We start from the raw sequence: 22,808 nt of genomic DNA on the forward strand, positions 1-22,808 counted from the left end.
CCCTCTTCTCATGCGCGCCTGCGCAGCCGATCCTGAGCGAGCAGGATGCCGAGGAAGACGATGAGCGCGCCCACCGGCTCGTTCCAGGAGAGGCTCTCGCCGAGCACGACGACGCCGAGGACCACCCCGACGACGGGCGTGATGTAGGTGACGGTCGACGCGCGCGTCGGGCCCCACGCGCGCACGGTGTTCTGGTTCCACACGTATGCGACGCCGGTGCCGAGGCATCCGAGCAGCACGAGACTCGTGACGATCGGCACGTCCAGGTGCACGGGGGTGAGCACGAGGAACGGCGTGAGCACCGTCATCACCGCGCCCGCCATCGCGATGTAGCCGAAGGTGAACGCGAGGGCCGACATGCCGGTGTTCGATGCGAACCGCCGCATGTAGGCGAAGCTGAAGCCGTAGCTGGCGGTGGCCCCGAGGATCGCCAGTTCAGCGACGAGGCTGCCGTCGAGCGAGACCCCCTGCCACGGCGCGATGATGACGACGACGCCGACGATGCCGACCCCGATGCCGGCGATCTGCAGCATCTTCAGGCGCTCGACCCGGAACACCAGCCACGCCATGATCGCCGTCATGATCGGCGTCGTGGCGTTGAAGATGCTCGCGACGCCCGAGCTGACGTGCTGCTGCGCCCACGAGAACAGCAGGAACGGGATGACGCAGAAGGTCATCCCGAGCACGAGCAGGTGCCCCCACACGCGAAGGCTGCGCGACAGCCGCTCGCGTCGCAGGAGCACGAGCGCGCCGAGCGTCAGCGTGCCCAGCAGGATGCGGGTCCAGGCGACCTGGGCGGGTGAGATGCCGGTCAGCGCCACCTTCATGAAGAGGAAGCTCGACCCCCATACGATGCCGGCCAGCACGAACTGGACGGTGATCCACCTCGGCGAGGGCGTCCGTGCACGTGTCGCCGTCGGGGCCGTGGAGGTCGAGGTCATGGCGTCACGCTACGCGCGCACGCGGCTGTGCACGCGCGCGCGGGGATGCGACGTCCGAAATCCGCCGCTTCTCGTCGGTTGTGCGTCGGTGCGGCGCCGCGAACGCGGCGAAGGTCAGGGAACGGGATGCTCGGCGTCGTAGCCGCGGAACGTCGGGCTGAGGCGCACCAGCAGCGCGACGAGCCCGACGATGATGAAGCCGCCGAGGAGCGGCGGGAACCACAGGGCCGTGAACGTCGCGAGCGTGCCGGCGTAGAGCGCGCCGAGGCGCGGCCCGCCCGTCACGACGACGATGAAGATGCCCTGCAGGCGTCCGCGGATCGCATCGGGCACCGCGGCCTGGATCATCGTGCCGCGATAGATCGCGCTGACGTTGTCCGAGGCTCCCGACACGGCGAGGCAGACGACGGCGAGGGCGATGAGGGCGACGTTCGGCGACTGTGTGTCGACGACGTCCGGCGCGAAGACGCCGAGCGCCGCGAGCACGAGCACGGCGCCGAAGGCCGCGATCGACAGGCCGTACACCTGGATCGCGCGCTCGATCCCGAGGCCCTGCCGGCGCACGCGGCCGATGGGTCCGGAGAAGAGGCTCGACAGGAAGGCGCCCGCAGCGACGGCCGCCGTGAGGATGCCCGTCGTGATGGCCCCGCCGCCGAGCAGCACGGCGCCGATCGCGGGGAAGAGGGCGAGCGGCTGGCCGAAGGTCATCGCGACGATGTCGAGGATGAACTGCAGGCGGATGTTCGAGGCACGGCGGAGGAATCGCGCGCCGTCGCGGAGCGACTCCAGGCCCGGGGGGACGATCTGCCCCTCGGGGCGCACCGCCGGCAGCGTCCAGAGTCCGAGGAAGAGCGACGTCATGAGCAGCACGTCGAGCGTGTACGTCCACGCGTAGCCCGAGAACGCCACGAGCACGCCCGCGAGTGCCGGGCCGGCCATGACCATGATGCCGACGGTGATGCCGTGCAGCGCGGCAGCGGCCGGGAGCAGGTCGCGGGGGAGCAGGCGCGGGACGATCGCCTCACGCGCGGCCATGACGATCGAGTTCGCCGACGAGATGACGATGCTGAGGAGATACAGCCACCACTCCGTCTCGAGCCCGCCCCACGCGAGCACCGCGAGCAGAAGAGTCGCGAGGAAGGTGATGGATGCCGCGATGAGGGCGACCCGCCGACGGTCGAAGGCGTCCGCGAGCATCCCGCCGTAGAGACCCGCCACCACCATCGGGACGAGTCCGACGACCGCGATCATCGACACCGCGAACGTCGAGCGCGTCAGGTCGTACATCTGCAGCATGACCGCGACCAGGGTCAGCTGGCCGCCGAGGCCCGAGAGGGTGGAGCCGACCCACATCCGCGTGAAGGCGGGGCTCGCCCGGAACGGGCGGAGGTCGATGAAGTGCTCGCGCCGCAGCCGCGGCATCCTGCGGGGCTTCTCAGCCGTCATGACGGGTTCTCGCGGAGCACTCTGTCGAGGCTACCGCCGGGTCGGCCGGCGCGGTTCGTCGTGCCTCAGCCGGTCGCTGAGCGTGTCGAAGGGCTGGTAGACTCTTGAGGTTGCCGTTCGATCGGCCGCGGATAAAGAGAGCCCACGCATCAGGCGTCGGGCGCCGCGCAACGAAGAGAGAGGGGATCACCTATGGCACTGGATGCAGACGTCAAGAAGGCGATCATCGAAGAGTACGCGACGCACCCCGGTGACACCGGATCCCCCGAGGTGCAGGTCGCGATGCTGACGCAGCGCATCAAGGACCTCACCGAGCACCTCAAGGAGCACAAGCACGACCACCACTCGCGTCGTGGGCTGTTCCTGCTCGTCGGTCAGCGCCGCCGTCTCCTGGGCTACCTCCAGGACATCGACATCAACCGTTACCGCTCGCTCATCGAGCGCCTCGGTCTCCGTCGCTGAGCATCATCGACTGAGCGTTCAATCGCGCGAAACATTCTTGAGAAGGCCTCCCCACGGTGTGGGGAGGCCTTCGTCGTTCCCAGGCGCCGCTGTTCCCGGACGCCGCTGTTCCCGGACGCCGCTGTTCCCAGCCCTTCATCCGCCGAGACAGGGGATCTCGCCGAGACAGGGTGGCGTGGCCCCTTGTGTCGCCGGAATCCCCTGTCTCGCGGGCCGGGGACGGGTCAGACAGATGCCGCGGCCCGCGCCGCGAGCAGGTCGCCGTGCCACCGCTCGGCGACGTCGGGGTGCGCGCGCAGGCGGGACTTCAGGGCGTTCTGGCCGTAGAGCGAGTGGATCGGGTTGGTCGGGTCCTGGGTGACGCCGCGCGCCTGCGCGGCGAGCTCGTCGGGCAGCTCGATGATCGGCAGCTGCGTGTCGAGCGCGGGATTGAAGAAGAACGGCACCGAGATGCGGTCGTCGGGGTAGCGCGGCGAGATGACGCGGTGGTTCGTCGCGATGAGGTAGCCCTGCGTCGCGTACTCGAGCAGCTCGCCGATGTTGACGACGAACGCGCCGGGCACGGGCGGGGCATCCACCCACTCGCCGTCGCGCTGCACCTGCAGCCCGCCCTTGCCGGGCTCGATCCACAGGAGCGTGAGGACGCCCGAGTCCTTGTGTGCGCCGACGCCCTGCTGCGGGGTCGGGTCGTCCTTGCCGGGGTAGCGCACGATCTTGATGAGCGTCGAGGGCTCGCCGAAGTGGTCGTCGAAGTACGACTCGTCGGCGCCGAGCGACAGCGCCCACGCGCGCAGGAGCTTGCGGGCGACGACGACGAGCTGGGCGTGCCACTCCGCCACGACGAGACGCAGCTCGGGCTGCGCCTCGGGCCACAGGTTCGGCCCGATGAGGCGTGCGAAGTCGGGCGCCTCGGGATCGTCGATCGCGTCGCGCTCCGGGCCGATGTCGATCTGCTCGCGCCAGTCGACCTTGCCCTGCGTGCGCTCGCCGCCGACGCGCGTGTACCCGCGGAAGTGCGGGCTCGTGACGTTCTCGATCGCGAGCTTGTCCTCCTCGGGGAGGGCGAAGAAGTCCCGCGCCGCCTGGTGCAGCCGAGCCTCGAGCTCGGGCGTGACGCCGGTTCCGGTGAGGTAGAAGAACCCGACGTCGTGGGTCGCGGCGCGCAGCTCGTCGCGGAAGCGCGCGGCCGACTCGGGGCCCTGGTCGAGCAGCGACAGGTCGAGGATGGGGAGGTTCAGCTCGCTCATGTCCTGAGGCTAGGCCGGGGCGCGGCATCCACTCGCCTTTGTTGCCGACCGTTACCGAGCGGCGCCGGGTCAGCCGTTCTGACGGGGATCGGGATGCCGCGGAGCGGCGGTCTCGCGTGGGCGCCGCGACCCCGTCGGGTCGGACCGATGCCCCTCCCGCCCCGCGAGCGACGGGTCGGCGAAGAGCCACGCGGGGCGCGGCTCGACGAGCGGGCGGAACACGCGGCGCACCGGCCGGGTCGCGAGGCCGAGCGCGATCAGCACGGAGGCGACGACGATGATCGGCAGCCACAGCCAGGTGGGGTCGAGCCCCCGCAGCGCTCCCGATTCGCGGAACGGGTAGAGCACGAAGGAGTGCAGCAGGTAGACGTACATCGTGTACTGGCCGAAGTGCGTCCACCAGTGCGTGCCGCGCGGCACGAGGGCGAAGAACGCCGTCGACAGCACGACCGCCACGAGCATCAGCGCGAGGCGCACGCCGCCCGCCCACCACTCGGTCCCGCCCAGCGCGGAGTAGTTGTCGTCGTAGAAGAGCCAGTCGTCGAGATTCATGGCTCGCCAGTCGTCGACGAAGAACCAGGCCGCCCAGCCGGCGACGGCGAACGTCGCGATCGCCGCCGGGAACACCCACCACGCACGGCGGGCGAGGAGCTGGAAGCGGTCGACGATCCCGTGCTCCTTGAGCCACCAGCCGAGCGTGAAGAACGGCAGGAGGCCCAGCGTGCGAGAGAGCGACAGGGTCGAGTCGATGTTGGAGAAGTAGCCGGCGCCGATCGAGATGACGATCGTCCACAGCAGCGGCCAGCGCAGCAGCGCGAGGTAGGGGAGGACGAGCCGGAAGATGCCGAGGGCGAGGAGGAACCACAGCGTCCACGAGGGCTTCGTGAGGTTCGGGGTGGCGCTGCCCTCGACGATGAACTTCAGGAGCGTCCAGAGGCTCTCGAAGATGACGTACGGGAGGAGGATGTCCGTCAGCACGCGCGCCATCTGGCGGCGGGTGGGGGCGCCGGACTTCGAGAAGTACCCCGAGATGATCGCGAACGCCGGCATGTGGAACGCGTAGACGAGCAGGTACAGGCTGAGCGCGACGTCCGAGTCGTACGTGAGCCGCTGCGTCGCGTGGCCCAGCACGACGAGCACGATGCAGGCGAAGCGCGCGTTGTCCCAGAACGGCACGCGCCGCTTGGCGCGCACGCCGGCGGCGGCGGGCGGCGGGGCGGGGGTCGCGGAATCAGTCATGGCGGGCGCCTGCCACCCTATCCTGGGGTTCCCGGCCTCGCCGCAGCGACGGGCCCGGACTCGAAGGAGAGCGCCCATGCCCGACGCGCCGGTCGTGTCCGTCTCGTCCGGCGCGGTGCGAGGAGTGCGCGAGGGCGAGATCGACCGGTACCTCGGCATCCCGTATGCGGCTCCTCCGTTCGGCGGTCGGCGATTCCTCCCGCCGCAGCCGCCGGAGGCGTGGGAAGGGGTTCGGGATGCCGCGGCCTTCGGCCCGACGGCGCCGCAGGCGCCCTACGGCGGCGGGCTCGGGAAGTATCTGCCGACCGTCGACATCCCGGGCGACGACATCCTCACGGTGAATGTGTGGGCGCCGGCCGGCCGCACCTCGGATGCCCCGCTCCCCGTCCTCGTCTTCGTGCACGGCGGTGCGCTCGCGAGAGGCTCCGCCGCGCTCGACGCGTACGACGGCGCGTCGTTCGCGCGGCACGGCATCGTGTACGTCTCGGTCCAGTACCGCATCGGCCAGGAAGGCTTCGCCGTCGTCGACGACGTGCCGTTCGACCTCGGCGTGCTCGACCAGGAGGCCGCGCTGCGCTGGGTGCGACGCGAGATCGCCGCGTTCGGCGGCGACCGGACGCGCGTGACGGCGATGGGTCACTCGGCGGGCGCTGCGACACTCACGGCGCTCCTCGCGCGGCTGAACGCGGGGGAGCTGTTCGACCGCGTGATCCTGCAGAGCGGTCCGATGACGGCGCAGCCACCGCGCAAGGCGGGCCGCATGTCACGGCAGGTGGCGAACCGGCTGCGCGTGAAGGCGTCGAAGGCCGGCTTCTCCTCGGTCGAGCCGGCGCGGCTCGTCGCGGCGCAGACGGCTGTCGGGGCCGGAGGCTCGCCCCTCGGCTCCGGGCCGACGGTCTCGCTCGCGATCGGCGGCGAGGCGGTGCCCGTCGATCCTCTCCACGCCCTCCTCGCGGGCGCGGGTCGCGGCATCCCGGTCCTCATCGGGACGACGAGTGAGGAGTACCGACTCTGGTTCGTCCCGTCCGGCGTGCTCACGACGGTGAAGCGGGCCACGCTCGAGGTCGCGCGGGCGTCCGCCCGGGTGCCGAGGCGCATCGTCGCCGCGCACAGGCGCCGCCGCCCGCAGGCTCTTCCGGGCGAGATCCTGGGCGAGATCGTGTCCGACATGATCCTGCGCGGCACGCACACGCGGTTCGCCGACAGCCGGCTCCATCACCTCACGCCCACATGGATGTACGAGTTCCGCTGGCGCAGCCCCGTCGACCAGCTGGGCGCCGCGCACGCCATGGAGCTCGGCTTCGTCTTCGACCGGCTCGGCACGCCCGACGCGGTCGCCTTCGGCGGCACCGACGCCCCGCAGGATCTCGCCGACCTCATGCACGCCTCGTGGGTGCGCTTCGTCGTCGACGGCGATCCGGGGTGGGAGGCGTGGACCTCGAAGCATCCCGTGCAGGTGTTCGACGGGCACGGTGCGCACCTGGAGTACGCGCCGCGGGCCGACGAGCTGAGGGGCCTGCCGACGCGGTAATGTCGTGCCGCCATGACGACGATCGACGAGGCCCTCGCGCGTGATCGGGCGATCCCCGACATCGACTGGACCGTCTTCCCCGAGGGGACAGTGCGGGACGACTTCGACGCGCCGAGCGGTGGTCTCGCCCGCGTCCGGATGGGGGATGCGGCAGGCCCGCGCGTCGTGCTGGTCTCGGGGGTGGCTGGGTCGAAGGAGGACTTCATCCGGATCTTCCCCCTCTTCGCCTCCGCCGGCTTCCGCGTCGAGTCGTTCGACCTCGCGGGGCACTACGAGTCGATCGACGCGGGGCCCGAGAATCTCTCGCCCCCGCGCGAGCACTACGACTACCGCCTCTTCCTCGACGATCTCATCGCGATCCTCGAGGACGGCCCGACCCCCGCGCACGTCCTCGGCTACAGCTTCGCGGGGCTCCTCGCGGAGCTCGCCCTCGTCGAGCGGCCCGACCTCTTCGCGAGCCTCACGCTCATGTCGGCGCCGCCCGCGACCGGCCAGGTGTTCCGGGGGGTCAAGCACATCGGGCCGATCTCCGACATGCCGCCGCATCGGGCGGCCGGCCTCATCCTGTGGGGCATCCGGTACAACCTCAACCGCACACCTCCGCGCCGCATCGCGTTCGTGCGCGAGCGGATGGCGTCGACGCGGCGTGCGGCGATCGACGATGTCGTGGCGCTCATGATGGCGATGCCCGACATCGCGGCGCAGGTGGCCGGGATCGGCATCCCGAAGCTCATCGCCGTGGGCGAGCAGGATCTCTGGCCGACGGCCCAGCATGCGGAGTACGCCGAGCGCATCGGCGCGCGGCTCGCCGTGTATCCGACGGGCCACGCCCCGTGCGAGACCGCGCCGCATCAGCTCGTGCGCGACATGCTGGCGCTGTTCGCCTCGGCCTGAGCCCCCATGCCGGCGCCGCATCCAGTCCGCGTGCAGACGGCGGGAATAACCTGGCGCGGCATGCGTTCTACGAGATACATTCAATTGCATAGAAACGGATGCCGAAGGCATCCGGGAAGCGGGAAGAGATCGTGAGCGAGACCACAACGTGGCCCGGAATGCAGTTCGGCATCTTCTCGGTGAGCGACATCACCGAGGACCCGACCAACGGGCACACCCCGAGTGAGGCGGAGAAGATCCGCGCGGCGGTGACCATCGCCACGCACGCGGAGGAGGTCGGCCTCGACGTCTACGCCGTCGGCGAGCACCACAACCCGCCGTTCTGGTCGTCGTCCCCCACGACGACGCTCGCCTACATCGCGGCGCAGACCGAGCGTCTCCTCCTCTCGACCGCGACGACCCTCATCACGACGAACGACCCGGTGAAGATCGCCGAGGACTTCGCGATGCTGCAGCACCTCTCGGGCGGCCGCGCCGACCTCATGATCGGCCGCGGCAACACCGGCCCGGTGTACCCCTGGTTCGGGCAGGACATCCGCCAGGGCCTGCCGCTCGCGATCGAGAACTACAACCTGCTGCACCGCCTGTGGCGCGAGGACGTCGTGGACTGGGAGGGCAAGTTCCGCACGCCGCTGCAGGGCTTCACCTCGACCCCGCGTCCCCTCGACGGCGTCGCGCCCTTCGTGTGGCACGGCTCGATCCGCACGCCCGAGATCGCCGAGCAGGCCGCGTACTACGGCGACGGCTTCTTCGCGAACAACATCTTCTGGCCCAAGGAGCACTACCAGCGGCTCATCTCGCTGTACCGCCAGCGCTACGCGCACTACGGCCACGGCACCCCCGAGCAGGCGATCGTCGGCCTCGGCGGGCAGGTGTTCATGGCGGCGAAGTCGCAGGATGCCGTCACGCAGTTCCGCCCGTACTTCGACAACGCTCCGGTGTACGGCCACGGTCCGAGCCTCGAGGACTTCAGCGAGATGACCCCGCTGACCGTCGGTTCGCCCCAGCAGGTCATCGACCGCTACGCGTCGATGCGCGACTACTACGGCGACTACCAGCGTCAGCTCTTCCTCGTCGATCACGCCGGGCTGCCGCTCAAGACGGTTCTCGAGCAGCTCGACATCCTCGGCGGCGAGGTCGTGCCGGTGCTCCGCAAGGAGCTCGCGAAGAACCGTCCCGCGGAGGTTCCGGATGCTCCGACCCACGCCAACCTCGTGGCCAAGGCCTACAACGGCGAGGCGCCGCGTGAGGCCCGCCCCAACGCGAACCGCGGTGACAACCTGACCGTCGGATCGCCGTACCAGGACACGCCGGCCCCCGCCGGCGCGTCATTCGGACTCAGCCGGAAGGAGGCGTGAGATGACCTCTGCACGCCGTATCGCCGTCGTCTCAGCGGGACTGTCCAACCCCTCGTCGACCCGCATGCTCGCCGACCGCCTGTCGGCCGCGACCGTCGCGGCGCTCGCCGCGAAGGGCATCGAGGCCGAGGTCGACGTGTTCGAGCTGCGCGACTACGCGCACGACATCACGAACAACCTGCTCACCGGGTTCGCGCCGCCGGCGCTCGAGTCCGCGGTCAACGCGGTCGTCTCGGCCGACGCCCTCATCGCCGTGACGCCGATCTTCTCGACGAGCTACTCGGGCCTCTTCAAGTCGTTCATCGACGTGATCGACCCCGACGCGCTCACGGGCAAGCCCGTCCTGATCGGCGCGAACGCGGGCACGCCGCGGCACTCGCTCGCGATCGACTACGCCATCCGCCCGCTGTTCGCCTACCTGCACGCCGAGCCGGTGTCGACGGGTGTCTTCGCGGCGTCGGCGGACTGGGGCGGGTCGGGAGACCAGGTCGCCCCGCTCGCCGAGCGCATCGCGCGCGGGGCCGGCGAGCTGGCCGACGCCATCGCGCGACGCGAGCCGGAGACCTCGATCGATCCCTTCGATCCCTCGAGCTACCTGGGCGAGGGTCGCTCGTTCGGCCACCTGCTCGGCGGCCTCGCGGGCGAGTAGGCCTCAGCCCAGCACGATCTGAGACGGCGCGTCCAGCGGCTTCCACGCCGCGGGGCGCGCCGTCTCGTGCGTGGTGAGCACGTCCGCGTCGACGAGCAGCCCGAGGTCGACGCCGGCGAGCCGCTCGATGTCGGCGATCGGCACCTGGAAGGTGCGGAAGCCGGTGAGCGGCGCGATCGCGCGCGCCCGCGACGTGTCGATGAGGTCGCTCTGGTCGAGCACGAACCCGGCGGCGGCGAGGGGTCCGTCGGCAGCGGGCACCCACGCGGCGACCTTCCAGAAGCGCCGAGGGATCTGGATGCGGCGGTACGGCGGATCGTCCGGTGCGAGCACGGGCGCCGTGAACACCGAGAGACGCTGATCGGTCACGTCGGCGTACTCGAGCACGTGGTCCTCGAGTCCGAGCCACAGCTCCTTCGACTGGTTGAAGTCGGCCGCCTGCGGTGCGGCGTTCGTGTAGACGAAGGTCGCCGCCGTCGCGGCGCTCGCCTGGGCGACGGTGCCCCAGCCCGGATCGCGTCGTCGCACGAGGTGACCGCGGTCGAGGTCGTTGTCGACGTAGACGGCCGGTCCGGCCTGCTCGCTCGCGGGGACGCGGTCGTCGAGCTCCCACCGACCGCGGCGCTCGAGATCGTGCAGCGTGGATCCGTCGATGTTGACGCCCGTCACGACGGCGAATCGGCGCACCGGCTCGAGGGTGACGCTGAAGCGCGGATAGGTGAGCACGCGCACCTCCTCGTCGCCGAGGGTCGTCGGAAGCGGCACCGGGATGCCGAGGAACTCCGCGTCGTAGCCGTCCCCGTGGTCGCTTTGCTCCGCCATTCCTCCATCCTGGCCCGGGCCGATGACACTCCGGTGAACGCCAGACTGGAACCGTGAGCGTCGATCCCGTCGTCAAGACGAAGCCCGGAGCCCCCGCGTGGTTCTTCGAGGCCGAGGCCGCCGGGCTCGCGTGGCTCGCGGAGGCCGAGGCATCCGGAGGCGCCCGCGTCTGCCGGGTGCTCGACGTCGCTCCCGGCCGCATCTCGCTCGAGCGGATCGCGCCCGGGCGCCCCGACGCGGCGTCGGCCGCGGCGTTCGGCCGTGCGCTCGCGGCGACCCACGACGCGGGCGCCTCCGCGTTCGGCGCATCGCCCGAGGGCTGGGACGGTCCGCTCTTCATCGGCCGCCTCCTGCAGCCGGTGGCGCACGAGCAGACGTGGGGCGCCTTCTACGCGCGCGACCGCGTGCTGCCGTTCCTCGCCCCGGCCGTCGCCGCGGGGAACCTGTCCGAGCGCGGCGCCGAGTCGGTGCGGGATGCCTGCGCCCTCATCGCCGACGGCGCCTTCGACGACGACGATCCGCCGGCGCGCCTCCACGGCGACCTGTGGAACGGCAACGTCCTCTGGTCGCCCGACGGCGCTGTCCTCATCGACCCGGCCGCGCACGGCGGGCACCGCGAGACGGACCTCGCGATGCTCGCCCTCTTCGGCTGCCCCTTCCTCGAGGAGATCCTGCGGTCGTACGACGCTGCGCACCCGCTTCGGCCGGGGTGGCGCGACCGTGTGCCCGTGCACCAGCTGCATCCGCTCGCGGTGCACGCCGTCGGGCATGGCCCGTCGTACGGCGAGGCGCTCGCGGACGCGGCGCGCCGCACGCTCGCGCTCACCTGAGCCCGCGGCGGCGACCCGCTTCCCGGGTCACCGGGGATTGCGCCGTCGAGCTCGCGCCAGCACGGCGTCGAGGGCGAGCCCCGTCCCGACCGCGACGACGATGGAGACGACCACCGCCGCCGCGGAGCCGCCGGGCAGGATCGCGGCGACGGCCGCGCCGAGCAGCGCCTGGTACGCGGCCCACGCCAGGGCGGCGCACGAGGCGACCGCGAGGTAGCGCGGAGCCGGAAGGCGGGACGCCCCGGCGACGAGGTTGACGGCGAGCCGGGCGAACGGGATGAACCGCGCCGTGAAGAGCACGAGGGCCGTGCGCTCGTCGAGCCGCGAGCGCGCCCAGCCGAAGGCCGCCTGCGTGCGGGGCGCGCGCATCCAGCGCCAGCGGTGAAGGCCGACGAGGCGCCCGATGAGGTAGCAGCAGGCGTCGCCGAGCGCAGCGGCCACGGCCGCGACGAGGATGACCGAGGCCAGCGGCGGCGACCCCGTCGACACGGCGAGGGCGCCGAACGCCGTCACGGCCGCTTCGCCCGGCACGACGACGAGGAACGCGTCGCCGAGCACGAGCGCGAACAGGAGCGGCAGCGCGAGCGGACCGGCCGCGAGGGCGCTCAGCCATTCGTCGGTCACCCGCCCTGGGTAGCATCCGCCGGTGAACGGCGACGGAACGGCGGATCACAGGTGACGCGGGGCCGTGCATCGGGTGAACTCTCCGCGACGACGGCCGCTGCGCGGCATCCCTCGCCTCCCGGACCGCCACCCTGGAGGCGTGAGAGTCGCGATCCTCGCAGAGTCCTTCCTCCCGCACATGAACGGTGTCACCGGGTCGGTCCTCCAGATCCTGCGGCACTTCGCGGACGAGGGTCACGAGACCCTCGTCATCGCGCCGCGCTCCGGCGACGCGTCGGGCGAACTTCACGGGGCCCGCGCGGAGCTCCTGCGCTCGGTGCCGCTGCCGTCGTATCCCGCCGTGCGCGTCGTCGTCGCGCGCGCTGCCCGGCTGGCGGCGATCCTGCGCGAGTTCCGCCCCGACGTCGTGCACCTCGCCTCGCCCTTCGTGCTCGGCTGGCAGGGGATCGCCGCTGCCGACGCCCTCCGCATCCCCTCCGTCGCGGTGTACCAGACGGACGTCATCGCCTACGCCGAGAAGTACGGGATGCCGCGGGCGACCGCCCTCGTCGCCTCGCACGTGACGCGCCTGCACCGGCGCGCCACCCTGACTCTGGTGCCGTCGTCGGCGTCGGCCGCGCAGCTCGACGGTCTCGGCGTCGACCGGGTGCGCCGGTGGGGGAGAGGCGTCGACGCCGAGCGGTTCGCCCCCGAGCGGCGCAGCGAGCGATGGCGGCGCGCGGTGGGCGGCGACGACCTGATCGTCGGCTACGTCGGCCGCCTCGCGCCCGAGAAGCAGGTCGAGGATCTGCGCGCCCTCACCGGCATCCCGGGCGTCCGCCTCGTCGTCGTGGGCGACGGACCGTCGCGGGAGGCACTCGAGCGGATGCTCCCGCACGCGGTCTTCACGGGCCACCTGGCAGGCGCGGCGCTCGCCGAGGCCCTCGCCGGCTTCGACGTCTTCGTGCATCCGGGCGAGAGCGAGACGTTCGGGCAGACGATCCAGGAGGCGCTCGCGAGCGGCGTCCCCGTCGTCGCGACGGGAGCCGGCGGGCCCGTCGATCTCGTGCGCTCGAGCATCGACGGCTGGCTGTACCGCCCCGGGGACCTCGCCGACCTGCGCGCCCGCGTCGAAGACCTCGTCGGCGACGAGGCCAAGCGGCGCGCCTTCGGGCGGGCGGCACGCGAGTCGGTGCGCGAACGGACGTGGGAGGCGGTCTCGCGCCAGCTCGTGGGGCACTACGCGGAAGCGCGGATGCTGCGCCCCATCGACGACGCGCTGTTCGCCCGCGGCGCGACGCGGCCGTCCGCGCCGCCGCTCGCCGAGGCCGCGCCGCACCGCCGCTGCGCGCGGTTCGTCGCCCTCGGCGACTCCCTCACGGAGGGCCTCTGCGACACGTCTCGCATGCCCCCAGGCCAGTTCCGCGGCTGGGCCGATCGCCTGGCCGAGCTGCTCGCCGCCGGCGGTGCGACGACGTTCCGGTACGCGAATCTCGCTGTCCGCAGCCGCAAGGTCCGGCACCTCACGACGGAGCAGCTGCCCCAGGCGCTCGCGCTGCGGCCCGACCTCGTGTCGATCCTCATGGGATCGAACGACCTCGTCTCACGGCGCGCGGCGCCCGTCGCGCTCGCCGCAGAGCTCGAACACACCGTCCGCGCGTTGCGGGATGCGGGGGCTGAGGTGCTGCTCGTGACGCCCTTCCTGCCCCGCCGCCGCGCGGCGATGCTCTTCGCTCGGCGCTTCGCGGTCTTCAACTCCGAGCTTCGCCGCATCGCGCAGGAGACCGGTGCGATCCTCCTGGATCTCGAGGCGCAGCCGGCGATCGGCGAGCTGGGGATGTGGGCGGCCGACAAGGTGCACCTGCGCTCGCGCGGGCACCGCTTCCTCGCCTACCGCGCCGCGGAGGCCCTGGGCGTGCGGGATGCCGAGGCCCTGGGCGGTCTGGATGCCGCACTCCATGCCGACGACGACGAGCAGCCGTCGTCGTCCTGGCTGCGCCGCGACGCGCTGCCGTGGGTTTGGCGGCGGGTGCGCGGCCGAACGGCCGGGGACGGGCGCCGGCCCAAGCACGAGACTTATATCGAGCTGCCCGGACGGCGCACGAAGGAGCCCGCGCCGTCGCGGTGAGGGCTCAGCCGCGCCAGCGGTACTCGGAGCGTGGCCTCCCCGGCGTGCCGTAGCGGGCCGAGCGCTCGAGGCGTCCCGCCTCGACGAGGTGCTCGAGGTAGCGGCGCGCCGCGACGCGGGACATCCCCAGCCGCTCCGCCGTCTCGGTGGCCGTGACCGGTCCTCTCGTCCGCACGTCCTCGCTCACCCGCTGCAGGCTCTCCGCCGACAGTCCCTTCGGCAGCGGCACGGCCGCGGCCACCCGCATCGAGCCCAGCAGGGCGTCGATCTCGGCCTGGGTGGCTTCGCCCGCGGCATCCCGAGCGCGCTCCCGGAACGCGCGGTACTGCTCGAGCCGCTCGCGGAAGACGCCGAACGCGAACGGCTTGACGAGGTACTGGGCCACTCCGACGCCATCTGCCGCACGACCTCCGCGTCGCGCACTCCTGTGACGGCGATCACGTCCACGTCGGCGGACCGCGCCCGCACGCGGCGCAGCACGTCGAGCCCGGTTCCGTCGGGCATCGTCATGTCGAGCAGCACGAGGTCGATTCCGCCGGGCGGCGGGTGGTCCAGGATCGCGGTCAGGGCTGCTCTCGCACCTGTGCACTCCGCGACGACCTCGAAGCCCTCCATCCGCGACAGGTAGGACCGATGCAGCTCGAGAGTGAGCGCGTCGTCGTCGACCAGCAGGACGGAGATCATTCGGACCTCCGCGGCAGGACGACGCGGAACGCCGTGGGGGATGCGTCGACCGCGACCGATCCGCCCGCCTCCTCGACGATCGACCGCACGAGGGCGAGGCCGACTCCGCGGCCCGTCGCGTCGGCGGGCTTGGTCGAGAAGCCGTGCTCCCACACCCGATCCGCGATCTCCGGGGCGATGCCGTCCCCGCTGTCGGACACGACGATCGCGAGAGCGTCGCCCGGCGCGGGCGACAGCTCGACGTGCACCCAGCGGGGCTCGGGGCCTGCCGCTGCGGCGTCGAGGGCGTTGTCGATGAGGTTCCCCACGACCGAGACGGCGTCGACGGGGCTCAGCGCGCTGCGCGGGGCGCGCGGGTCGATCGCCGCCTCCCAGTCGACCCCGCGTTCGCGCGCCTGCGCCGCCTTCCCGAGCAGGAGAGCCCCGACGGTGGGGTCGCCGTCGCGCCGTGCCGTGACCTGGTCGACGAGCGCCTGGCTCTGCCGCGAGGTCTCGGTGAGGATCTCGATCGCCTCATCGGTGCGGCCGAGCTCCAGGAGGGCCACCGCCGCGTGCATGCGGTTGCCGTGCTCGTGCGTCTGGGCGCGCAGCGCCTCGCCGAGGGTGCGCACCGACTCGTACGACGAGACCGCGTCGCGGACGCTGCCGGCCGGAAGGTCGCCCGTGACGCGCTTGGTGATCCGCCCTGCGGCGAGGGCGCCGATGCAGCCTGCCGCGACGACGGCGAGCGCGATGAGGATCGCGAAGGGCAGCCGGGGCAGGAGCGCCGACGAGATCGAGCCCACGGTGACTCCCACCGACACCCACCCCACGAGCTGCCCGCCCGCTACGACGGGAGCGATCGTCCGCACCGAGGGACCGAGGGTGCCGGCGAACTCCTCGGTGAGCGGACGCGCGCTCGCCGGGATCGTCCCGAGATAGTGCCTGCCGATCTGCTCCGGATCGCGATGGGTCACACGGATCCCGTCCGGCGTCATGATCGTGATGAAGTCGACGCCCGCCTCCGCCATGGCCCGCTCCGCGAACGGCTGAAGCCGCGTCGCGGCATCCGGTGCCGAGAGGTCCGCACCGACGGCGTCGGTCGTCGCGATCGTCTCGGCGACCGCACGGGTCACCCGCTCGGCCTCCGCCCGCACGGCGCGCTGCGCCTCGAAGACGAGCAGCAGCGCCACCACGGCGCCCACCACGACGACGGCTCCCAGAAGCACGAGGAAGACGCGCGTCGCCGCGCTCGTCGTGCGTCCTCGACCCGCCATCGCGTCGCTCCTTCCGAGCCCGTCGTGGGTCCATAGGACCACACCCCGGCTCACCCTGGGCCGGACTCGTCACGACCAATACGACCACAACTCGGCGGCGCGGAAGAAGGCGCGCACGCTGTCATCACCGCCACGGTGGCGGCATCCGACGGCGGATCTCTCCACGGAGGCGACGATGGCTCTTTCGACTCGGACGAACTCGTTCCGACTTCCCGGCTACAACTGGCGCGGGGGCAAGCACGCATGGGACAAGCACACGTGGCTGTACGTGTCGGTCATCCTGGCGGTGGTGCTGGGCGCCGTCGTGGGACTCGTCTGGCCCGAGGTCGGGGTCGCGCTCAAGCCCCTCGGCACGGCCTTCGTCGCCCTGATCAAGATGATGATCGCCCCCATCATCTTCTGCACGATCGTCGTGGGGGTCGGCTCGATCGCCAAGGCCGCCACGGTGGGCAAGATCGGCGGCCTCGCCCTCCTGTACTTCATGATCATGTCGACGTTCGCGCTCGCGATCGGCCTCGTCGTGGGGAACATCATCCACCCGGGTGAGGGCTTGAACATGGCGAACTCGACCTACGACGCGACCACCGTCGAAGCGAAGACGACGCAGGACTTCCTCCTCGGCATCATCCCCCTGACGTTCTTCTCGGCCTTCACCGGTGAGAGCGTCCTGCAGGTGCTCTTCATCGCGCTCCTCGTGGGCTTCGCGCTGCAGGGGATGGGGGAGAAGGGCGCCCCGATCATGACGGCGGTCAAGTATCTGCAGGCGCTCGTCTTCCGCATCCTCGGCATGATCCTGTGGCTCGCGCCCATCGGCGCCTTCGGCGCGATCGCGGCCGTTGTGGGGTCGACGGGGGTCGCCGCGATCTGGAGCCTCGGAGTGCTCATGGTCGCCTTCTACATCACGTGCGTCCTGTTCATCGTGGGCATCCTCGGCACGCTCCTCTACGCCGTCGCGCGGATCAACATCTTCAGCCTGATGAAGTACCTCGCCCGCGAGTACCTCCTCATCGTCGGCACGTCCTCGAGCGAGTCGGCCCTGCCCCGGCTCATCGCCAAGATGGAGCACCTCGGGGTCCAGCGTGCGGTCGTGGGGATCACGGTGCCGACCGGCTACTCCTTCAACCTCGACGGCACGGCGATCTACCTGACGATGGCCTCGCTGTTCATCGCCTCGGGCATGGGAGCGCCGATGTCGATCCCCGAGCAGATCGGGCTGCTCGTCTTCATGATCATCGCGTCCAAGGGCGCCGCGGGGGTGACCGGCGCGGGCCTGGCGACCCTCGCCGGCGGACTTCAGGCCTACCGCCCCGACCTCGTCAACGGCGTGGGCGTCATCGTCGGCATCGACCGCTTCATGTCGGAGGGCCGTGCGCTCACCAACTTCACGGGCAACGCCGTCGCGACGATCCTCATCGGCACCTGGGTCAAGGAGATCGACAGCGCTCGCGCCAAGGCGGTGCTTCGCGGGGACATCCCGTTCGACGAGACCACGATGCAGGGCGACGACCACGACGGCATGTCGGCGTCGAAGGATGCCGTCGGCACGCAGGGCCTGGAAGAAGCCGCCGTCAGCGAGGCGGCGGCCAAGGAGGAGCGGGCGAAGCAGCGCGAAGGAGCCCTCTCGCGCTGAGCCTCCTCACCGCGCGGTCGTTCCCGGGTCATCCCTCGAAGGGTGACCCGGGAACGTGTCGCGGGGCGGTTCGCCCGGATGCAGATTCAGCGGGCCGGCGTGCGGCTCCTCAGCCCTCGATGCCGTTCTCGAACGACTGGACCTCGAGCTGCAGGCGACGCTGGATCTCGATCTCCTCCCACTTGGCGAGGTCTTCGTTCTCTTCTACGGCGTCGGTTGCAGGGACGGTCTGCTCGTGCTTGGCGGGCTCGTCCTTGTGGTGGCGGCCGAACATGTCGACTCCTTCCTCATCCGCTCTTGCGGCGGAATTCTCGCTTGGTGATGGCTCCATGCGTTCCGTGGATCGCCGAGTCTTTGTCGAGGTGCGCCTCGCCGTCGCGGTGCTGGGAGTTCTTCTTGTCGAGGGCTTCCCGGAACTTCCGCTTCATCTCATCGGAGGTCGCACTCGCCGGCTTGTCGTCGGTGCTCATGTCCCCACCCTAGAGGCGGGCACGGACACTGACCAGGGTCGAGTCGGAGTGCCCTGCTAGGCTCTACAAGGTTGCCTTGCGGCATCCGCTCAATTTCATATCTGAGCTCATGGAGCAGGCCCGGCAGGAAGCTGGTCCCCTGTGGTGGGTTCCCATCCCCGCGAATCGCGTCGAGATGGTGACCTTCGACTGGTGGCCAGCGCAGGCGGACCTCGCGATCTCCTTCGCGCGCGCCCATATCTGCCTGTTCCTGCTCCTTCGATTGACCCTCGTCCGGCATACGGCCGGGCGAGGCTAAACAAAGAAGGAGAGACCTCTTGGAAGGTCCTGAAATCACCGCCGCCGAAGCCGTCCTCGACAACGGACGCTTCGGCACCCGCACGGTCCGGTTCGAGACCGGACGCCTCGCCCAGCAGGCGCAGGGCGCTGTCGCCGCCTACCTCGACGAGGAGACGATGCTCCTCTCGGCGACGAGCGCGAGCAAGCAGCCCCGCGAGGGCTTCGACTTCTTCCCGCTGACGGTCGACGTCGAGGAGCGCTCGTACGCCGCTGGCAAGATCCCCGGCTCGTTCTTCCGTCGCGAGGGCCGCCCCTCGACCGAGGCCATCCTCGTCTGCCGTCTCATCGACCGCCCGCTGCGCCCGTCGTTCGTCGACGGCCTGCGCAACGAGGTGCAGATCGTCGTCACGGTGCTCTCGATCGCGCCGGGCGAGTTCTACGACGCCCTCGCCATCAACGCCGCGTCGCTCTCGACGCAGATCTCGGGCCTGCCCTTCTCGGGGCCGATCGCCGGTGTGCGCCTCGCGCTCATCCCGGGTCACGGCGAGCACGCCGACCAGTGGATCGCGTTCCCGACGGCCAAGCAGCTCGAGGAGGCCGTCTTCGACCTCATCGTCGCGGGCCGCGTGCTCGAGGACGGCGACGTCGCGATCATGATGGTCGAGGCGGAGGCCACCGAGGGCAGCTGGAACCTCATCAAGGCCGGCGCCACCAAGCCGAGCGAAGAGGTCGTCGCGCAGGGCCTCGAGGCCGCCAAGCCCTTCATCAAGGAGCTCGTCCGCGCGCAGAACGAGGTCGCGACGACCGCCGCCAAGGAGGTGCAGTCGTACCCCGTCTTCCTGCCCTACAGCCAGCAGACCTACGACTTCGTCGCCGGGCGCGCGTACGACGAGCTCGTCGGCGTCTACCAGATCGCCGACAAGCAGGAGCGTCAGAACGCCGACGACGCGATCAAGGACCGTGTCAAGGGTGAGCTCGTCGCCGCCGTCGAGGCGGGGGAGCTCCCCGCCGTCGCGACGATCGAGTTCTCGGCCGCGTACAAGTCGGTGACGAAGACGATCGTGCGCGGTCGCATCCTCGCAGAGGGCGTCCGCATCGACGGACGCGGCCTCGCCGACATCCGTCCGCTCGACGCCGAGGTGCAGGTCATCCCGCGCGTCCACGGCTCGGCGATCTTCCAGCGCGGCGAGACCCAGATCCTGGGCGTCACGACGCTGAACATGCTCAAGATGGAGCAGCAGATCGACTCGCTGTCGCCCGTCACGCACAAGCGCTACATGCACCACTACAACTTCCCGCCCTACTCGACCGGTGAGACCGGCCGTGTCGGCAGCCCCAAGCGTCGCGAGATCGGGCACGGCTTCCTCGCCGAGCGCGCGCTCGTGCCGGTGCTGCCGAGCCGCGAGGAGTTCCCCTACGCGATCCGCCAGGTGTCCGAGGCTCTCGGCTCGAACGGCTCGACGTCGATGGGCTCGGTGTGCGCCTCGACCCTCTCGCTCCTCAACGCCGGTGTGCCGCTGCGCGCGCCGGTCGCGGGCATCGCGATGGGTCTCGTGTCCGACGAGGTCGACGGCCAGACGCGCTACGCCGCGCTGACCGACATCCTCGGTGCCGAGGACGCCCTCGGCGACATGGACTTCAAGGTCGCCGGCACGAGCGAGTTCGTCACCGCCATCCAGCTCGACACGAAGCTCGACGGCATTCCGTCGTCGGTGCTCTCGGCCGCGCTGCAGCAGGCCCACGACGCCCGCATCACGATCCTCGGCGTGCTCAACGCCGCGATCGACGGTCCGGACGAGATGGCTCCGACGGCTCCGCGCGTCATCAGCGTGCAGATCCCGGTCGACAAGATCGGCGAGCTGATCGGCCCCAAGGGCAAGACGATCAACGCGATCCAGGACGAGACAGGCGCCGACATCTCCATCGAGGAGGACGGCACCGTCTACATCGGCGCTGTCGACGGCCCCTCGGCCGAGGCCGCCCGTGCCCAGGTCAACGCGATCGCCAACCCCACCAACCCGGAGGTCGGCGAGCAGTTCCTCGGAACCGTCGTCAAGATCGCGACGTTCGGCGCGTTCATCTCGCTCCTGCCCGGCAAGGACGGACTGCTGCACGTCAGCGAGGTCCGCAAGCTCGCCGGCGGCAAGCGCGTCGAGAACGTCGACGACGTGCTCTCGGTCGGTCAGAAGCTCCTCGTGCGCATCACGAAGATCGACGACCGCGGCAAGCTCTCGCTCGAGCCCGTGCTCGAGGAGGCCGCCGATCAGGAGGGCTCCGCCGCCGCCAGCGAGGGCCCCGAGGCCCCCGCGGAAGGCTGACCTTCTCGGACTCGGTCCAACAGCACTGTCCGGATGCCCGTTCCCGCATGACGCGGGGGCGGGCATCCGTCGTCCGACGACGATCTGTCCTCCGAAAAGGGGACTGGGAGCGTTCCCGCGGTCGTTCGTGATGAAAGCGTTATGCAATGTTCGCCGTGGCGACGCCTGATTGGCGGGAACTGTCCGCTGCCTGGCCTACCCTCTAAGTACCGTGCCGGGGGGTGCGGAAGAAGCGATCACGCAGGTTCCATCGGGAATCCTCGTGAGGGGGTGGCACATGTCTCTCTTCGGCGTTGGCTCGGCCGTTTCATCGGCGAGCACCGACACGAGTCCCACACCCGCGCCCGTGCAGCACCCGTCTGCCCCCATCCCCGTCCTCGGCGCGCCGCTCGGCAGCAGCCTTCGCGTCCCGCTCGGCGAGGGCGGTCCGCGCATCTTCCCCCTCATCCTCGGTGCCGCCGAATTCGGGTGGAACGTCGACCTCGAGTCGAGCCACGACATCCTCGACGCCTACGCAGAGCTCGGCGGCAACGCGGTCCACACGGCCGACAGCTTCTCGGGCGGCCGCAGCGAGCACATCATCGGGCAGTGGCTGAGCTCGCGCGGGGTGCGCGACGAGGTCGTGCTCGGCGTCCGCGTCGGCGGCCACCCCGATAACCCGGGGCTCGGCCCCGTCAACCTCGTGCGCGCGGTCGAGGCATCCCTCACCCGCCTGGGCACGGATCGCATCGACGTGCTGTACCTCGACGCCGTCGCCGACGGCGCGACGGCTCTCGAAGACACGCTCGCGACGGCCGAGTGGCTCATCGAGGCCGGCAAGGCCCGCGCGCTCGGGGCGATGGGCTACACGGCGGCCCAGCTCGTCGAGGCCCGCATCTTCGCGTCGGCGGGCTACCCCCGCATCACGGTGCTCGACGTGCCCTTCAACATCCTCCGCCGCCACGAGTTCGACTCCGACCTGCGACTCGTCGCCGGCGCGCAGGGCATGGGGTTCACGCCGTCGCACGCGCTCGAGCACGGCTTCCTGTCGGGCCGGCACCGCACCCGCACGCGCGGCAGCCTCTCGGTGCGCGGCGCACAGCTCGCCGCGAGCCTCAACCGCCGCGGCACCCGCACGCTGCGCGCGCTCGACGCCGTCGGCAGTGAGCTCGGGGTTCCGGATGCCGCGGTCGCGGTGGCCTGGCTGCTCGCCCAGAAGCTCGTGACGGCCCCGATCGTCAACGCGTACGCACCCGCGCACGTCGAGGAGCTCGTTCAGGGCGTGGGCGTTCGGCTGAGCCGCGGTCAGCTCTCCGACATCGCCCGCGCGTCCGAGTAGAGCGGGTCGCCGCACCGCCCTGTCGTAGGGTGGAGAGGTGCCCACCGGACACTCCGACCCCCGACGAAGCGAGCGTGCGTGACGCACTACATCTACCTCGTGCGGCACGGTGAGCATCAGGATGCCGAGCACGGCCTCGTCGACGGGAAGCTGTCGCCGCGGGGTCGCCGCCAGGCATCCCTCATCGCCGACCGGCTCTCCGGAGTGCCGCTCGACGCCGTCTGGCACTCCCCGCTCGAGCGGGCTGCCCAGACGGCGCGCGCCGTCGCCGACCGGCTGCCGTCGGTGTCACCCGAGCCGACGGCGCTGCTGTTCGACTGCGTCCCCACGGGCATGACTCCCGAGACCCCGGCCGTCTTCGAGCCCTTCTTCGGTGCCATCACGGAGGCCGAGATCGACGCCGGACGCGCGCAGATGGCCGACGCGGTCGGAGAGTTCCTCGTGCGCAAGCCCGGCGAGGTGCACGAGCTGCTCATCACGCACAACTTCGTCATCGCCTGGTTCGTGCGCGAGGTGCTGCAGGCCCCGGACTGGCGCTGGATGACGCTGAATCAGGCGCACTGCGGCCTCACGGTGCTCGCCCAGAAGCAGGGCCGGCCCTGGACCCTGCTCGCCCACAACGACCTCGCGCACCTGCCGGTCGAGCTTCGCACGGGCCTGCCCGAGCAGTATCCGTTCTTCTAGCTCCGGCCCGCCCTCGCGC

Annotated in this window: 21 protein-coding genes and 1 pseudogene; 11 read left to right on the forward strand and 11 right to left on the reverse strand. The window is 71.1% G+C overall.

Going from position 1 to position 22,808, the window contains the following annotated elements; translation table 11 throughout:
• Positions 1-8: 8 nt before the first annotated feature.
• Entirely contained in the window at positions 9-941 is a 933-nt protein-coding gene (locus AAIB33_RS02975; protein ID WP_345802085.1) for a DMT family transporter, read from the reverse strand.
• A gap of 114 nt (positions 942-1,055) precedes the next feature.
• Positions 1,056-2,387: an MFS transporter gene (locus AAIB33_RS02980; protein WP_345802086.1), complete on the reverse strand. Its 1,332-nt coding sequence runs from the start codon at positions 2,385-2,387 to the stop codon at positions 1,056-1,058.
• A gap of 192 nt (positions 2,388-2,579) precedes the next feature.
• Between AAIB33_RS02980 and rpsO the strand changes: the two genes are divergently transcribed.
• Entirely contained in the window at positions 2,580-2,849 is a 270-nt protein-coding gene (gene rpsO, locus AAIB33_RS02985; RefSeq protein ID WP_039401864.1) for a 30S ribosomal protein S15, read from the forward strand.
• Positions 2,850-3,073: 224 nt separating this feature from the next.
• Here the strand turns inward: rpsO and AAIB33_RS02990 are convergent, their stop codons facing one another.
• Positions 3,074-4,096: a 2-oxoglutarate and iron-dependent oxygenase domain-containing protein gene (locus AAIB33_RS02990; protein WP_345802087.1), complete on the reverse strand. Its 1,023-nt coding sequence runs from the start codon at positions 4,094-4,096 to the stop codon at positions 3,074-3,076.
• 69 nt (positions 4,097-4,165) lie between these two features.
• Positions 4,166-5,335 (reverse strand): acyltransferase family protein, encoded by a 1,170-nt coding sequence (locus AAIB33_RS02995; protein WP_345802088.1) that lies wholly within the window; start codon positions 5,333-5,335, stop codon positions 4,166-4,168.
• 76 nt (positions 5,336-5,411) lie between these two features.
• On the opposite strand from AAIB33_RS02995, the gene AAIB33_RS03000 reads away from it, so the two are divergent.
• The 4 genes from AAIB33_RS03000 to AAIB33_RS03015 all read left to right on the forward strand — a co-directional run bounded on the left by AAIB33_RS03000 (position 5,412) and on the right by AAIB33_RS03015 (position 9,767).
• Entirely contained in the window at positions 5,412-6,866 is a 1,455-nt protein-coding gene (locus tag AAIB33_RS03000) for a carboxylesterase family protein (protein WP_345802089.1), read from the forward strand.
• A gap of 12 nt (positions 6,867-6,878) precedes the next feature.
• Positions 6,879-7,760: an alpha/beta fold hydrolase gene (locus tag AAIB33_RS03005; RefSeq protein WP_345802090.1), complete on the forward strand. Its 882-nt coding sequence runs from the start codon at positions 6,879-6,881 to the stop codon at positions 7,758-7,760.
• Positions 7,761-7,918: 158 nt separating this feature from the next.
• Positions 7,919-9,118, forward strand: coding sequence for an LLM class flavin-dependent oxidoreductase (locus AAIB33_RS03010; RefSeq protein ID WP_345803496.1), 1,200 nt, complete (start codon positions 7,919-7,921; stop codon positions 9,116-9,118).
• A gap of 1 nt (position 9,119) precedes the next feature.
• A complete protein-coding gene (locus tag AAIB33_RS03015; protein WP_345802091.1) occupies positions 9,120-9,767 on the forward strand; it encodes an FMN reductase in 648 nt (215 codons plus the stop codon).
• A gap of 3 nt (positions 9,768-9,770) precedes the next feature.
• On the opposite strand, the gene AAIB33_RS03020 is transcribed toward AAIB33_RS03015, so the two are convergent.
• Positions 9,771-10,589 carry a DNA/RNA non-specific endonuclease gene (locus AAIB33_RS03020; protein ID WP_345802092.1) on the reverse strand — a complete coding sequence of 273 codons (819 nt, stop codon included), beginning with the start codon at positions 10,587-10,589 and terminating at the stop codon, positions 9,771-9,773.
• Positions 10,590-10,642: 53 nt separating this feature from the next.
• On the opposite strand from AAIB33_RS03020, the gene AAIB33_RS03025 reads away from it, so the two are divergent.
• Positions 10,643-11,419, forward strand: coding sequence for a fructosamine kinase family protein (locus AAIB33_RS03025; RefSeq protein WP_345802093.1), 777 nt, complete (start codon positions 10,643-10,645; stop codon positions 11,417-11,419).
• 27 nt (positions 11,420-11,446) lie between these two features.
• Here the strand turns inward: AAIB33_RS03025 and AAIB33_RS03030 are convergent, their stop codons facing one another.
• A complete protein-coding gene (locus AAIB33_RS03030) occupies positions 11,447-12,043 on the reverse strand; it encodes a VTT domain-containing protein (RefSeq protein ID WP_345802094.1) in 597 nt (198 codons plus the stop codon).
• 139 nt (positions 12,044-12,182) lie between these two features.
• On the opposite strand from AAIB33_RS03030, the gene AAIB33_RS03035 reads away from it, so the two are divergent.
• Positions 12,183-14,150 (forward strand): glycosyltransferase, encoded by a 1,968-nt coding sequence (locus AAIB33_RS03035; RefSeq protein WP_345802095.1) that lies wholly within the window; start codon positions 12,183-12,185, stop codon positions 14,148-14,150.
• 4 nt (positions 14,151-14,154) lie between these two features.
• Here AAIB33_RS03035 and AAIB33_RS03040 read toward each other — a convergent pair whose 3' ends face one another.
• The 3 genes and pseudogenes from AAIB33_RS03040 to AAIB33_RS03050 form a co-directional block, all read right to left on the reverse strand.
• Entirely contained in the window at positions 14,155-14,535 is a 381-nt protein-coding gene (locus AAIB33_RS03040) for a FaeA/PapI family transcriptional regulator (RefSeq protein WP_345802096.1), read from the reverse strand.
• 68 nt (positions 14,536-14,603) lie between these two features.
• Positions 14,604-14,834 (reverse strand): annotated as a pseudogene (locus AAIB33_RS03045) (response regulator); the annotation flags it as partial.
• Positions 14,831-16,090, reverse strand: a complete 1,260-nt coding sequence (locus AAIB33_RS03050; RefSeq protein WP_345802097.1) for an ATP-binding protein — start codon at positions 16,088-16,090, stop codon at positions 14,831-14,833. The pseudogene AAIB33_RS03045 and the gene AAIB33_RS03050, both read right to left, overlap by 4 nt.
• A gap of 175 nt (positions 16,091-16,265) precedes the next feature.
• Here AAIB33_RS03050 and AAIB33_RS03055 point away from each other — a divergent pair, with 175 nt between their 5' ends.
• Positions 16,266-17,720 carry a cation:dicarboxylase symporter family transporter gene (locus AAIB33_RS03055; RefSeq protein ID WP_345802098.1) on the forward strand — a complete coding sequence of 485 codons (1,455 nt, stop codon included), beginning with the start codon at positions 16,266-16,268 and terminating at the stop codon, positions 17,718-17,720.
• Positions 17,721-17,829: 109 nt separating this feature from the next.
• On the opposite strand, the gene AAIB33_RS03060 is transcribed toward AAIB33_RS03055, so the two are convergent.
• Together AAIB33_RS03060 and AAIB33_RS03065 are read right to left on the reverse strand one after the other, a co-directional pair.
• Positions 17,830-17,994 (reverse strand): hypothetical protein, encoded by a 165-nt coding sequence (locus AAIB33_RS03060; RefSeq protein ID WP_345802099.1) that lies wholly within the window; start codon positions 17,992-17,994, stop codon positions 17,830-17,832.
• A 13-nt stretch (positions 17,995-18,007) separates the two neighbouring features.
• A complete protein-coding gene (locus AAIB33_RS03065) occupies positions 18,008-18,190 on the reverse strand; it encodes a DUF5302 domain-containing protein (RefSeq protein ID WP_345802100.1) in 183 nt (60 codons plus the stop codon).
• Between the two features lie 317 nt (positions 18,191-18,507).
• Here AAIB33_RS03065 and AAIB33_RS03070 point away from each other — a divergent pair, with 317 nt between their 5' ends.
• The 3 genes from AAIB33_RS03070 (at position 18,508) to AAIB33_RS03080 (ending at position 22,789) form a co-directional block, all read left to right on the forward strand.
• Entirely contained in the window at positions 18,508-20,787 is a 2,280-nt protein-coding gene (locus AAIB33_RS03070) for a polyribonucleotide nucleotidyltransferase (protein WP_345802101.1), read from the forward strand.
• A gap of 277 nt (positions 20,788-21,064) precedes the next feature.
• Positions 21,065-22,105, forward strand: coding sequence for an aldo/keto reductase (locus tag AAIB33_RS03075; RefSeq protein ID WP_345802102.1), 1,041 nt, complete (start codon positions 21,065-21,067; stop codon positions 22,103-22,105).
• A 78-nt stretch (positions 22,106-22,183) separates the two neighbouring features.
• Positions 22,184-22,789, forward strand: coding sequence for a histidine phosphatase family protein (locus AAIB33_RS03080; protein WP_345802103.1), 606 nt, complete (start codon positions 22,184-22,186; stop codon positions 22,787-22,789).
• The last annotated feature ends 19 nt before the right edge of the window (positions 22,790-22,808 follow it).

Source organism: Microbacterium sp. AZCO, from assembly GCF_039614715.1.
Lineage (GTDB): Bacteria > Actinomycetota > Actinomycetes > Actinomycetales > Microbacteriaceae > Microbacterium.

Coding starts and splice junctions, on each gene's coding strand:
- AAIB33_RS02975 (WP_345802085.1), bottom strand. CDS start 941: ATGACCTCGACCTCCACGGCCCCGACGGCGACACGTGCACGGACGCCC.
- AAIB33_RS02980 (WP_345802086.1), bottom strand. CDS start 2,387: ATGACGGCTGAGAAGCCCCGCAGGATGCCGCGGCTGCGGCGCGAGCAC.
- rpsO (WP_039401864.1), top strand. CDS start 2,580: ATGGCACTGGATGCAGACGTCAAGAAGGCGATCATCGAAGAGTACGCG.
- AAIB33_RS02990 (WP_345802087.1), bottom strand. CDS start 4,096: ATGAGCGAGCTGAACCTCCCCATCCTCGACCTGTCGCTGCTCGACCAG.
- AAIB33_RS02995 (WP_345802088.1), bottom strand. CDS start 5,335: ATGACTGATTCCGCGACCCCCGCCCCGCCGCCCGCCGCCGCCGGCGTG.
- AAIB33_RS03000 (WP_345802089.1), top strand. CDS start 5,412: ATGCCCGACGCGCCGGTCGTGTCCGTCTCGTCCGGCGCGGTGCGAGGA.
- AAIB33_RS03005 (WP_345802090.1), top strand. CDS start 6,879: ATGACGACGATCGACGAGGCCCTCGCGCGTGATCGGGCGATCCCCGAC.
- AAIB33_RS03010 (WP_345803496.1), top strand. CDS start 7,919: ATGCAGTTCGGCATCTTCTCGGTGAGCGACATCACCGAGGACCCGACC.
- AAIB33_RS03015 (WP_345802091.1), top strand. CDS start 9,120: ATGACCTCTGCACGCCGTATCGCCGTCGTCTCAGCGGGACTGTCCAAC.
- AAIB33_RS03020 (WP_345802092.1), bottom strand. CDS start 10,589: ATGGCGGAGCAAAGCGACCACGGGGACGGCTACGACGCGGAGTTCCTC.
- AAIB33_RS03050 (WP_345802097.1), bottom strand. CDS start 16,090: ATGGCGGGTCGAGGACGCACGACGAGCGCGGCGACGCGCGTCTTCCTC.
- AAIB33_RS03055 (WP_345802098.1), top strand. CDS start 16,266: ATGGCTCTTTCGACTCGGACGAACTCGTTCCGACTTCCCGGCTACAAC.
- AAIB33_RS03060 (WP_345802099.1), bottom strand. CDS start 17,994: ATGTTCGGCCGCCACCACAAGGACGAGCCCGCCAAGCACGAGCAGACC.
- AAIB33_RS03065 (WP_345802100.1), bottom strand. CDS start 18,190: ATGAGCACCGACGACAAGCCGGCGAGTGCGACCTCCGATGAGATGAAG.
- AAIB33_RS03075 (WP_345802102.1), top strand. CDS start 21,065: ATGTCTCTCTTCGGCGTTGGCTCGGCCGTTTCATCGGCGAGCACCGAC.